The organism is Yoonia sp., from assembly GCF_046498525.1.
Classification (GTDB): Bacteria; Pseudomonadota; Alphaproteobacteria; order Rhodobacterales; family Rhodobacteraceae; genus Yoonia.
This window is the reverse complement of sequence record NZ_JAWOAN010000246.1, coordinates 1-11,121: the sequence shown is the minus strand read 5'-3', so window position 1 is coordinate 11,121 and position 11,121 is coordinate 1. Positions and strand designations below refer to the sequence as shown.

The window sequence follows — 11,121 nt, the reverse complement described above, 5'->3', positions numbered from 1 at the left end:
TCAACGTGCGCGGTCGAGATCGTGATCCCGCGCGCTTTCTCTTCCGGCGCGCCGTCGATCTGGTCATACGCCTGGAAATCACCGAAGTACTTCGTGATCGCCGCTGTCAGCGTCGTCTTGCCGTGGTCAACGTGGCCAATCGTGCCAATGTTCACGTGCGGCTTATTACGTTCAAACTTTGCCTTTGCCATATCGCAGGGCCCTTAATTTTGAGGGGCCATTGCGGGCCCGGTCCAACATCGCGGGCGATGTATTTGGAAACGGAAGGGAAATCAAGCCTTAGCTGTGCGCAACAGGTCACGCATGTACTTTTTCTTGCGATGGGTTCGGAGACACGATCTGCGCACAGTCTGCAAGCAGTGACCCGCGAAGACCGTGACCCAAAACCGTAATGTGCTCTGCTTTGACTTGGTGGGAAAGGTTCGAAGCATTTGGGAGTATTTTCAGCTTTGTTGAATGCCCAAGCGCCACTTCCTACGACTTCAATAGAGTTACTTAGCGGTAGTTATCATCGCATAAGGCGAGGCAGAATACGCCGCTATCTCAAGACAGCTTGCGATTGTTAATCGATGCCGTTGGCACCCTGCAGTTCACGGATATAGGCCACGACCATTGCAACATCGCCCGGTGTCAACCCCGGGACGGGTATCATGTCTCCAAAGGGCCAGTGATGCGCAGGCACGCCCATCGCCACGGCGCGTTGAAATGCTTCGTCACCGTGGTGGGAAGGTTCGTAGATCTTGTGAACCAGCGGCGGCGCACGCTCCGCGCGACCTGCTGCGTTCGGTCCGTGACAGCTTGCACAGTTACCATCAAAGATACGTTGTCCAATCCGGGCGGCATCAGAGAATTGATCAGGTATCACCACCTGGACCAAGGGCGTTCCCGGCATAGGGGCTGCCGCAGCCGACCTGCCATCATTTGCCGTCCCTTGCTGTGCGGCATAGACACCAATCCCTGCAAAAAGAAGGATTGACGCTCCAAGAATACGTTTTTTCATACAGATTTGCCTTGGTTTTCTTTGAATTCGTCGCAGACCTGCAGCCTTCCCGCACAGGAAGGTCAAGTCGCTTTCTCAACTACAGTTGAAAACAGCCTGTCAAGGTCAAGCGACTAAGGACACGACCCTAATCAAACCGATTGTTCTTGGGGAATCCATGAGGTGGACGCTTGCCGACGCCGGCGCGGGCGGCTTTCCATTCTGTCATGTCGGGCTCTGTACGGGTTTTGCCGCCACCCATCGTCCAAGACAGCCCTTCATCCCAGTTGAACGTGGTCATGTCGGACAGCCCGCCATCCAGTTCCAGCATCCCCTGTCGCCCTGCTGCCTTCTTGTATTTCTGGATACGCACGCCTTTGCCACGACCCATCTCTGGCAATTCGCCAATTTCAAACACCAGCAGCTTGGCATTTTCTGACACGACCGCGACATGATCGCCAGCTACCCGACGGCAGACTTTGGCGATGGTATCTTTCACGTTCAGCACCTGCTTGCCTGCACGGGTCTGTGCCACGACATCTGCCTCGGGAACGATGAAACCGTTGCCTTCAGCGCTCGCCACCAACAGCTTTTCACCAGGTTTGTGAATCAGGATATCCACGATTTCAACGTCATTTGGCAGATCAATCATCAGGCGCAGTGGTTCACCCATGCCCCGCCCGCCGGGCAGGTTCGCCGCACCCACGGTATAGAAGCGGCCATTGGCCCCGAAGACCAGCAGCCTGTCGGTGGTTTCCGCATGGAAAATAAAGCGAGGCGCATCGCCATCCTTGAATTTCAATTCGCGCGTCAGGTCGATATGCCCGGTCATTGCGCGAACCCAGCCCATCTGAGAACAGACCACAGTAATCGGCTCGCGCTCAATCATCGCCTCCAAGGGCACTTCGATAACTTCGGCGGCTTCGGAAAACTGGGTCCGGCGTGCGCCACCTGCGCTGTCGCGGCCAAAAATCTTTCGGGTCTCGCGCAACTGTTCGGCAATCCGTGCCCATTGCAGATCATCGCTTTGCAGCAAATCCTCGATCCCGGTACGTTCTTCCATCAGCGCGTCACGCTCGGCGATCAGTTCCAGCTCTTCCAGACGGCGCAAGGACCGCAAGCGCATGTTCAGGATCGCTTCGGCCTGCACCTCGGACAAGGCAACCTCGGGATCGGCACCCGGCACGAGAGGCGAGACATAATCGACTTCGGACGTGGCGCGCACATGATCCTTTGACCAGTCTTCAACCATCAGCGCTTTTTTAGGGTCATCGTCATAGCGGATAATGTCGATCACACGGTCCAGATGCAGGAATGCAATGATAAAGCCTTCCAGCACTTCCAACCGGTGGTCGATCTTTTCGAGCCGGTACTTGCTGCGCCGGATCAGAACATCGCGGCGGTGGTCAAGGAACGCGCGGAGCACTTCCTTGAGAGAACAGACCTTGGGTGTCAGCCCGTCGATCAGCACGTTCATGTTCAGGCTGAAACGCGTTTCCAGATCGGAGTTGCGGAACAGCATCCCCATAAGAACCTCGGGATCGACCGATCTGGCGCGCGGTTCCAGCACGACGCGGATATCCTCGGCGCTTTCGTCGCGGACATCGGCAAGCAAGGGAACCTTTTTCAACTGGATCACCTCGGCCAGCTTTTCGATCAGCTTGGATTTCTGCACCTGATAGGGGATTTCGGTGACGACAACCTGCCACTGGCCACGGCCCAGATCCTCGACCTCCCATTTCGCGCGCAGGCGGAACGCGCCGCGCCCTGTGCGGTAGGCTTCGGCAATGTTTTCAGGGGGTTCGACGATCACACCGCCGGTGGGGAAATCAGGGCCCGGAATGTGGTTCAGCAGCGTGTCGTCGCGTGCCTCCGGCGTCTTTATCAGGTGCAGGCAGGCGTCGATCAACTCGTGCAGGTTATGCGGCGGGATATTGGTCGCCATCCCCACTGCGATACCGGTTGATCCATTGGCAAGAAGGTTCGGGAACGAGGCCGGCAAGACCGCCGGCTCGGTTAGTCGCCCGTCGTAATTGTCGCGAAAATCAACGCTGTCCTCGGAAAGGCCTTCCAACAGCGCCTCGGCAGCGGCGGTCATACGCGCCTCTGTGTAACGCGATGCGGCAGGATTATCCCCGTCGATATTGCCAAAGTTGCCCTGACCATCGACCAGCGGATAGCGAACGTTGAAATCCTGCGCCAGACGCGCCATCGCATCATAGATCGCGGCATCGCCGTGGGGGTGGAAATCACCCATGGTATCGCCACTGATCTTGGCGGATTTCAAGAACCCTCCGGAAGGGGACAGGCGCAAGCGTGACATCGCATATAAAATGCGGCGGTGGACGGGTTTCAGCCCGTCACGGGCATCCGGCAGCGCGCGGTGCATGATCGTGGACAGCGCATAGGTCAGATACCGGTCGCCAATCGCGCGGCGCAGCGTTTCTGTTACATCGTTCGGGCCAAGGCCGGTATCGCTATCATCACTCATGACGACGGGTTTAGCGGGCTGCAATTCTGGCGTAAAGCAGGGAAATTTGCTGATGCACGAGGCGGAGTGACAGACCACCGCTTGCCAGAATGGAGCATAACGGCCAAACAGTCGCAATGACACAGAAATCCATTCTCATCACCGGTTCGTCTTCCGGGATCGGCCTTGATGCCGCACACGGCTTACGCGCGGCTGGCTGGCGGGTGTTTGCAAGCTGCCGCAAAGCCGAAGACTGCGAGCGGTTGCGCGGGGAAGGCTTCGAAAGCCCGCTTATCGACTACACCGATGCCGACAGCATCGTGAACGGTCTGGCCGCGACGCTCGAAGCGACGGGCGGAACGCTGGACGCGCTCTATAACAACGGCGCTTACGCCTGTCCGGGCGCGGTCGAGGATCTTCCGACCGACGCCTTGCGCGCAATTTTCGAAACCAACCTTTTCGGCTGGCACGAACTGACGCGCCTTGTGATCCCGGTAATGCGCGCGCAAGGGCATGGCCGGATCATCAATTGCTCGTCGGTGCTTGGTCTTGTCCCCTTGCGCTGGCGCGGCGCCTATGTTGCGACAAAATTCGCACTGGAAGGGCTCACGGATGTTTTGCGACTTGAAATGCGCGACACGCCAATTCTGGTGATCACGATAGAACCCGGTCCAATCACGGCAAAAATCCGCGAAAATGCGATCCCGCATTTCGAGAAATGGATCGATTGGCAGTCATCGGCACGCGCTGCGCAATATGCAGAACTCAGATCGCGGCTCTATGATGAGAAGGGTCCGGACAGGTTTGAAATGCCCCCTTCTGCCGTCACCAAAAAGATACTGCACGCACTGACATCCACGCGACCAAAACCGCGCTACTACGTGACACATCCAACCTACCTGATGGGGTTTCTGCGGCGCATTCTTTCGACGCGCATGCTTGATGCTGTGATTTTGCGTGGATAAGGGTTTCTTTCCCAAACCTGACTGCTACATCGCGGAAGACACGAACGAAGGACGCTGAACCATGTTGGACGACCCCCTTTTCTGGATGATGTCACTCTCGGTGCTGGTTGTGCTTGGCATCTTGATGTGGGGCATGGGCAGCTTTGGCAAAGGCGGGGAATATAACCGCAAACACGCCAACAAAATCATGCGGTGGCGGATCGGCGCACAACTGTTTGCTGTCGTCATGATCCTCATTTTTGTCTATCTGCGCGGCGAAGGAAACTAATCATGGTCGTTCTCAACAAAATCTACACGAAAACCGGTGATACGGGCGAAACCGCGCTTGGCAACGGAAGCAGGGTCGCCAAACATTCCTTACGGGTCACATCATATGGCACAGTCGATGAAACCAATGCCACCGTCGGCCTTGCACGCCTGCACGCGACAGGCGAGATGGACGCGCAACTGGCGATGATCCAGAACGATCTTTTTGATCTGGGCGCGGACCTGTGCCGCCCTGATATGGAAAAAGATGGCGAAGCAGAGTATCCGGTGCTTCGCATGACCGATGCGCAGGTCGCACGTCTGGAAGGCCAGATCGACGAAATGACCAAGCAAGTCGAACCTTTGCGCAGCTTCATCCTCCCCGGCGGGTCGGCATTGGCCGCACATCTGCACCTGTGCCGTACTGTGTCACGCCGTGCGGAACGTCTGACCGTCGAATTGGCGACGACAGAATCAGTAAACCCGGCGGCGGTAAAATATCTCAACCGTTTGTCCGACTGGTGTTTTCAGGCGTCGCGGATTGCCAACAACAATGGCAAGGATGACGTCCTTTGGGTACCCGGAGCGAACCGCTAGGTCAGGTGGGCAGCCATCCACTTTGCCCCGATGCTTGATGCGCGCGGCAAAACGTGGCGTCGGTGACCCCTCCCGCGTCGATTTTGCACTGTTTTCTCGGCCACACGCACGATAACAACATTCCGAGAAGATAATTGATAAGATACTTAGGAGAGTAACGCAGATGAAGGTCCTCGTACCCGTCAAGCGCGTGATCGACTACAACGTGAAGGTTCGCGTGAAAGCGGATGGTTCCGGTGTTGATCTCGCCAATGTCAAAATGTCGATGAACCCTTTCGACGAAATCGCCGTCGAGGAAGCGATACGCCTGCGCGAAGCAGGCAAAGCTGATGAAGTCGTCGCCGTTTCCATTGGTGTCAAACAAAGCCAGGAAACATTGCGCACCGCGCTTGCCATGGGTGCTGACCGTGCGATCCTTGTCATCGCGACTGACGATGTGCATACCGACATTGAGCCACTCGCCGTTGCGAAAATCCTTGCGGCTATCGTCAAGGAAGAAGAACCCGGTCTAGTGCTTTGCGGCAAGCAAGCGATCGACAATGACATGAACGCGACAGGCCAGATGCTATCAGCCCTGCTCGGCTGGTCGCAGGCGACCTTTGCGTCCAAGGTGGATATCGACGGTGACAGCGCCACTGTCACACGCGAAGTCGACGGCGGCCTGCAAACGATCAAGGTCAAGATGCCGACAATCGTCACGGTTGACTTGCGCCTGAATGAACCGCGCTATGCATCGCTCCCCAACATCATGAAGGCCAAGAAAAAGCCTTTGGACGAAAAGACACCTGCCGACTACGGCGTGGATGTCACCCCGCGTCTGAGCATTGTCGGCACAACTGAGCCCGAAGCCCGCAAGGCTGGCATCATGGTTGGCTCTGTCGATGAACTTGTTGAAAAACTCAAAGAAGTGGGGGCTGTATAATGGCTGTTCTTCTAATTGGCGAAGTCACTGACGGGGCATTGGCCGTTGATGCGACTGCAAAAGCTGTCTCCGCTGTGCAAGCGCTTGGCGATGTGACAGTGCTTTGTGCCGGGGCCTCGGCGAAATCCGCGGCTGATGAGGCCGCAAAGATTGAAGGCGTATCCAAGGTGCTTTGCGCCGAAGATGAAGCCCTTGGCCACCGTTTGGCAGAGCCGACCGCGGACCTGATCGTTTCGCTTTCCGGCAACTACACACACATTGCCGCACCCGGCACGACAGATGCCAAGAACGTCATGCCACGCGTCGCGGCACTGCTTGATGCGATGATCATTTCCGAAGTGACTGCGATCATTGATGCCGACACATTCGAACGCCCGATCTATGCAGGGAACGCGATCCAGACTGTAAAATCTTCGGACGAGAAGAAGGTGATGACCATCCGGACAGCAGGCTTCGAAGCGGCACCGATGGGTGGCTCTGCTACTGTCGAAAACATTGGCGCAGCTGGCAACCCCGGATTGTCCGAGTGGGTTGAAGATAAAGTCGCCGCTTCCGATCGCCCAGAACTGACATCCGCTGGCGTTGTTGTTTCCGGTGGCCGTGGTGTCGGGTCTGAAGCTGACTTTGCCTTGATTGAAACGCTTGCTGACAAATTGAACGCCGCCGTGGGCGCATCCCGTGCTGCTGTCGACAGCGGCTATGCACCAAACGATTGGCAGGTTGGCCAAACCGGTAAGGTGGTTGCGCCCGATCTTTATGTGGCCGTCGGCATTTCCGGTGCAATTCAGCACCTCGCCGGCATGAAGGACAGCAAGGTCATCGTGGCAATCAACAAAGATGAAGAAGCGCCAATCTTTCAGGTTGCCGACTTTGGTCTGGTGGCCGACCTCTTTGACGCGGTTCCAGAGCTGACCAGCAAGCTCTGAACCCGCGCTATCATCGCATCAGAAGGGTCCGCACGTTAGTGCGGACCCTTTTTATATAGCATAGAGTTGATCACGTATTTTCGGAATCAATGTGGCACTTGCCTCGATATGGCAGTCGACCCCCAACATTTCCGACGCTGCCTTCGCTTGGCTTGCAGGGAAAAACATACCTCTTGTCCCTTGCGACACCGCACGTTCTGTCGGGTTGGCCACAACCACATCTTTGACCAGAGGACGCAGTTCGTCGATCATGGAGGCGGTCACGAACAGCGGGTCGACCTGCAACTGGCCAATGCGATCCGACCAATGGTCATCTGTCATCAAATCCTCGGAGAACCACAACAGGATGACACGGTTTCCAATCTGGCCAAGCATATTGCGCATCCGTGCCAACCAGGCTTCACGCAGTTCTTGGACGACCGTATCAAAACGCTCTATCGATTTGGTGTGAAGCGCCCCGAGCATATGGCGGGTAAAGGAAAACTCTGAAAAATCGACATCCTGATAGATGGCCTGCAACACTGTAGATGCCCGCAAGAACCGGTCATTGCGTCGCGGGTGGACAGAGTAGAACCGGTTTGAAAGATAGTTCGCGCCCATCACTTGCACGACGGTCAAATCAGCTTCTGCGCAAATACCCATGACCGTCGGATCATTGACGAACGCATCAATTCCACCATTGACGCAGCCGAAATTCACGCAGGTTTGTCGCATTGCCTTTTCGACGAGATGGGGAAACGGCTTTTCAATGAACTTGCCATAGGTCTCGGTGCCGCCGATGAAGGCAAGATAGGGCAAATCGATCCGTTTACGCGGCCCGCGGAACAACATACGCGAATTTCCGTAGCGGCACGGCGCATAAGACAAGTCACCGTTTTCAATCGTGTCGTGTTTCATGGCCGCCGCCCCCTTTTCTACATCACCCGGGCGGTAGATTCGCGCGAATCCTTTGCTATTTCGCTAATGAGAGCATTCGATAAAACTTTTACGCATCCTGCCGTCTTGAAGCCGCCCCCCGCCGGGGCCTATGGTGCAACGAACCGTCAAAGGATTGATCATGGCAATTGAACAGGTAGGCATCGTCGGCGCAGGTCAGATGGGCAACGGCATCGCGCATGTTTTTGCCTTGGCAGACTATGAGGTGCTGTTGACCGATATCAGTGAAGAGGCACTCCTCGCTGCCGTGAACCTGATTGACCGCAATATGGAACGCCAGGTCAGCAAGGATCTGATCACGGCGGACCAAAAAGCCGCGGCGATGAAACGCATCGGCACGACCCAGACGCTGACCGACCTTGGCCAAACTGACCTGATCATCGAAGCCGCGACCGAGCGCGAAACCATCAAGACGGCTATTTTCGAGGATCTTGTCCCCTATCTCAAACCAGAGACCATCCTGACGTCGAACACGTCTTCCATCTCGATCACGCGCCTTGCGTCACGGACCGACCGGCCGGAAAAGTTCATGGGCTTCCATTTCATGAACCCGGTGCCGATCATGCAACTGGTCGAACTGATCCGTGGCATCGCGACCGATGAACCGACATTCAAGGCCTGTTACGCCGTCGTGGAACGACTGGGCAAGACATCGGCCACCGCCGAAGATTTCCCCGCCTTTATCGTAAACCGCATCCTGATGCCGATGATCAATGAAGCGATCTATACGCTTTATGAAGGTGTCGGTTCGGTGAAATCCATTGATACGTCACTCAAGCTGGGCGCAAACCACCCGATGGGCCCACTGGAGCTTGCCGACTTTATCGGTCTTGATACCTGCCTTGCGATCATGAACGTCCTGCATGACGGGCTGGCGGATACAAAATATCGCCCTTGCCCGTTGCTGACCAAATACGTTGAAGCGGGGTGGTTGGGTCGCAAGACACAGCGCGGCTTTTACGACTACCGCGGCGAGGTTCCAGTACCGACGCGCTAGCCCTTGAGGTTCAGCGTCTGCTCACGCATCCAGTCCATGCAAGCACGCTGGTCCTGCAAGCGTTCCTTTACTTCTTCCTCGTCAAAGGGGTGCCCGACGATGGGCTTCTGCGGCTTGCCGCAGGCGTTCACGATCTCGTGGATCAAGAGACTCTGACGCAGCGTCGGCGAGATTTGATTGGCGATCTGGTACCAACGTGAATTCGCACCGGGAAAAAACAAAGGCACGACGCGTGCACCGGACATGCGGATCATCTTGGCGGTAAAGAGGTTCCACTCTCTCTCGATCATCGGGCCGAACATCGTGTCGGATGATGCCACGACGCCAGATGGAAAGATGGCAATCACGCCGCCTTCTTTGAGGTGGGCCATGGCCTGACGGCGCATTTCGACCATCTTTGCTTGTGCATCTTCGTCGTGGGGGAACGGGACAGGGATCAGGAATTTACCGGCGGCCTCATCAAGGTCAGTCAGAAAAGCGCGGGTCAGAATACGGTAATCCGTGCGGACACGACCAATCAGATCGGCAAAGATCATGCCGTCAACCATCCCGTGCGGATGGTTCGCAACGATCACAACCGGACCCGTTTTGGGGATACGGTCAAGTTGTTCCTGCGGCGTGATCAGGTCAATGCCCATCACATCCAATGCGCCGCGCCAGAACGCCTGCCCCCTCAGCTTGCCCCGCTTTTCAAATTTGCGGATCATGCGAATAATATGGATCTTGCCCGTAAACCACTCGATCGTCTTGATGATCTTGCGTTTGACCGGGCTTTCAAACGTGTTCGAGTATGTGAGCGCACCGCGGTCATAGACGCGAGGTGGCGCTTCGGACATTACCGGCGAGGCAGAAGCTTTGGGGGTCGTTTCGGTCAATGTGCTTGTCCTATTCGATCCGCGTACGCGTTAGTCGCCTTCACCAAACTTGTCTGCGACAAGGTTTTCGATTGCCGCCGCAAGGTCATCTGCCTGCGGGCCGGTTGTCTCGACTTCAATAAAGGTTCCGATAGATGCTGCCAACATCAAAAGCCCCATTATGCTGTCCCCGCTCGTACTCTCCCCGTCCTTGCTGACAGTAGCCTCTGCATCGAAGCTTTCAACGACTTCAACCAGCTTGGCAGAGGCGCGGGCATGCAGCCCTTTGATGTTCTGAATCTTGAGCCGTAGCTGTGTCATTGGGAAAGCCCGCCGTTGTGGCTGTTGATATATTTATGTGCGGCTGCGATCGCAGCCTCGACGGCATCAGGCACGCTGGCATGGCGCGACTTGGCCAGCTTGATCAGCATCGGCAGGTTCGCACCATAAAGAATGCGGCGATTTTCAGGGCTACAGGCACGCAGCGAAAGATTGGTCGGCGACCCGCCGAACATGTCGGTCACAATGACCACGCCATCACCGGTATCGACATCGTCGGCCGCGTCACAAATTTCGGTCTGCTTGGCCGCGCGGTCATCTTCTGCACCGATTGCAATGCTGACCATTCCGGGCTGTGGGCCAACGACATGCTCGACCGCCGCGTGATATTCCCGCGCCAATCCCCCATGAGCAACAATGACGATCCCGATCAATCTGCAATTTCCCTGCTCTGTTGTTCCGCGCGCCTCTCTAACTCGCGGTGTCGTTTAGACACATGCCAACCGTCTTGTGCAAGGGCTTCTGCCAATCGTTCTGTCATTGCCACGGAACGATGTTTCCCGCCGGTACAGCCAAAGCCGATCGAAAGATGGGCCTTTCCCTCATCACGATGCGCAGGCAGCAGCAGATCGATCAGCCCCTTTACCTGCTTGAAAAATGCAGGAAACCGCGGGTCAGCAAAGACATAGGCCGCCACAGCAGGATCGCGTCCATCCAACTGGCGGAGGTGTTCTTCCCAGTGGGGGTTTTGCAAGAAGCGGCAATCCATCACGATATCCATACCGCGCGGAAGCCCGCGTTTGTAGGAAAAAGAATGCAGCGTGACGCCAAGCTTGCGTCCTTCCCCGGTTCCGAACCACTGCTCCACTTCTGCTTTGGCATCATGCGGCGACATGCCCGTCGTATCAATCAGCACATCTGCACGGGCCCGGATGGGGATCAGCAATTCA

At 56.4% G+C, this 11,121-nt stretch carries 13 protein-coding genes and 1 pseudogene; 6 read left to right on the top strand and 8 right to left on the bottom strand.

From position 1 onward, the window contains the following. From R6T97_RS14855 to R6T97_RS14845, 3 genes are all read right to left on the bottom strand, one after another. A partial coding sequence (locus R6T97_RS14855) for a GTP-binding protein (protein ID WP_410347642.1) occupies nt 1–191 on the bottom strand: 191 nt, incomplete at its 3' end. Nucleotides 192–562: 371 nt separating this feature from the next. Further along, the gene (locus tag R6T97_RS14850) at nt 563–1,000 is read right to left on the bottom strand and encodes a c-type cytochrome (protein WP_410350065.1); all 438 of its coding nucleotides are present in this window, start codon (nt 998–1,000) and stop codon (nt 563–565) included. 127 nt (nt 1,001–1,127) lie between these two features. Continuing rightward, on the bottom strand, nt 1,128–3,470 hold the full coding sequence (locus R6T97_RS14845; RefSeq protein ID WP_410350064.1) for a DNA topoisomerase IV subunit A: 2,343 nt from the start codon (nt 3,468–3,470) through the stop codon (nt 1,128–1,130). Nucleotides 3,471–3,586: 116 nt separating this feature from the next. Between R6T97_RS14845 and R6T97_RS14840 the strand changes: the two genes are divergently transcribed. From R6T97_RS14840 to R6T97_RS14820, 5 genes are all read left to right on the top strand, one after another. Next, entirely contained in the window at nt 3,587–4,414 is an 828-nt protein-coding gene (locus R6T97_RS14840; RefSeq protein ID WP_410350063.1) for an SDR family NAD(P)-dependent oxidoreductase, read from the top strand. A 61-nt stretch (nt 4,415–4,475) separates the two neighbouring features. Continuing rightward, complete coding sequence (locus tag R6T97_RS14835; RefSeq protein WP_410350062.1) at nt 4,476–4,682, top strand: twin transmembrane helix small protein; 207 nt, start codon at nt 4,476–4,478, stop codon at nt 4,680–4,682. Between the two features lie 2 nt (nt 4,683–4,684). Beyond that, entirely contained in the window at nt 4,685–5,257 is a 573-nt protein-coding gene (locus tag R6T97_RS14830; RefSeq protein ID WP_410350061.1) for a cob(I)yrinic acid a,c-diamide adenosyltransferase, read from the top strand. Between the two features lie 163 nt (nt 5,258–5,420). Next, complete coding sequence (locus R6T97_RS14825) at nt 5,421–6,179, top strand: electron transfer flavoprotein subunit beta/FixA family protein (RefSeq protein WP_410350060.1); 759 nt, start codon at nt 5,421–5,423, stop codon at nt 6,177–6,179. After that, entirely contained in the window at nt 6,179–7,105 is a 927-nt protein-coding gene (locus tag R6T97_RS14820) for an electron transfer flavoprotein subunit alpha/FixB family protein (RefSeq protein WP_410350059.1), read from the top strand. Before R6T97_RS14825 ends, R6T97_RS14820 begins: the two co-directional genes overlap by 1 nt. A 51-nt stretch (nt 7,106–7,156) precedes the next feature. On the opposite strand, the gene R6T97_RS14815 is transcribed toward R6T97_RS14820, so the two are convergent. Beyond that, entirely contained in the window at nt 7,157–8,002 is an 846-nt protein-coding gene (locus R6T97_RS14815; protein WP_410350058.1) for a DUF6473 family protein, read from the bottom strand. 160 nt (nt 8,003–8,162) lie between these two features. Between R6T97_RS14815 and R6T97_RS14810 the strand changes: the two genes are divergently transcribed. Then, a complete protein-coding gene (locus tag R6T97_RS14810; protein ID WP_410350057.1) occupies nt 8,163–9,038 on the top strand; it encodes a 3-hydroxybutyryl-CoA dehydrogenase in 876 nt (291 codons plus the stop codon). Here R6T97_RS14810 and R6T97_RS14805 read toward each other — a convergent pair. The 4 genes and pseudogenes from R6T97_RS14805 to R6T97_RS14790 all read right to left on the bottom strand — a co-directional run. After that, on the bottom strand, nt 9,035–9,874 hold the full coding sequence (locus R6T97_RS14805) for a lysophospholipid acyltransferase family protein (RefSeq protein WP_410350066.1): 840 nt from the start codon (nt 9,872–9,874) through the stop codon (nt 9,035–9,037). The genes R6T97_RS14810 and R6T97_RS14805 overlap by 4 nt on opposite strands. Before the next feature lie 69 nt (nt 9,875–9,943). Further along, a complete protein-coding gene (locus R6T97_RS14800; protein ID WP_410350056.1) occupies nt 9,944–10,213 on the bottom strand; it encodes an HPr family phosphocarrier protein in 270 nt (89 codons plus the stop codon). Beyond that, nucleotides 10,210–10,605 carry a PTS sugar transporter subunit IIA gene (locus tag R6T97_RS14795; protein WP_410350055.1) on the bottom strand — a complete coding sequence of 132 codons (396 nt, stop codon included), beginning with the start codon at nt 10,603–10,605 and terminating at the stop codon, nt 10,210–10,212. Before R6T97_RS14795 ends, R6T97_RS14800 begins: the two co-directional genes overlap by 4 nt. Beyond that, a pseudogene (locus tag R6T97_RS14790) lies at nt 10,602–11,121 on the bottom strand (RNase adaptor protein RapZ); the annotation flags it as partial. The gene R6T97_RS14795 and the pseudogene R6T97_RS14790, both read right to left, overlap by 4 nt.

Bases quoted from the DNA above. Each gene is read 5' to 3' on its own strand.
- R6T97_RS14850 (WP_410350065.1), bottom strand. From the start codon at position 1,000: ATGAAAAAACGTATTCTTGGAGCGTCAATCCTTCTTTTTGCAGGGATT.
- R6T97_RS14845 (WP_410350064.1), bottom strand. From the start codon at position 3,470: ATGAGTGATGATAGCGATACCGGCCTTGGCCCGAACGATGTAACAGAA.
- R6T97_RS14840 (WP_410350063.1), top strand. From the start codon at position 3,587: ATGACACAGAAATCCATTCTCATCACCGGTTCGTCTTCCGGGATCGGC.
- R6T97_RS14835 (WP_410350062.1), top strand. From the start codon at position 4,476: ATGTTGGACGACCCCCTTTTCTGGATGATGTCACTCTCGGTGCTGGTT.
- R6T97_RS14830 (WP_410350061.1), top strand. From the start codon at position 4,685: ATGGTCGTTCTCAACAAAATCTACACGAAAACCGGTGATACGGGCGAA.
- R6T97_RS14825 (WP_410350060.1), top strand. From the start codon at position 5,421: ATGAAGGTCCTCGTACCCGTCAAGCGCGTGATCGACTACAACGTGAAG.
- R6T97_RS14820 (WP_410350059.1), top strand. From the start codon at position 6,179: ATGGCTGTTCTTCTAATTGGCGAAGTCACTGACGGGGCATTGGCCGTT.
- R6T97_RS14815 (WP_410350058.1), bottom strand. From the start codon at position 8,002: ATGAAACACGACACGATTGAAAACGGTGACTTGTCTTATGCGCCGTGC.
- R6T97_RS14810 (WP_410350057.1), top strand. From the start codon at position 8,163: ATGGCAATTGAACAGGTAGGCATCGTCGGCGCAGGTCAGATGGGCAAC.
- R6T97_RS14805 (WP_410350066.1), bottom strand. From the start codon at position 9,874: ATGTCCGAAGCGCCACCTCGCGTCTATGACCGCGGTGCGCTCACATAC.
- R6T97_RS14800 (WP_410350056.1), bottom strand. From the start codon at position 10,213: ATGACACAGCTACGGCTCAAGATTCAGAACATCAAAGGGCTGCATGCC.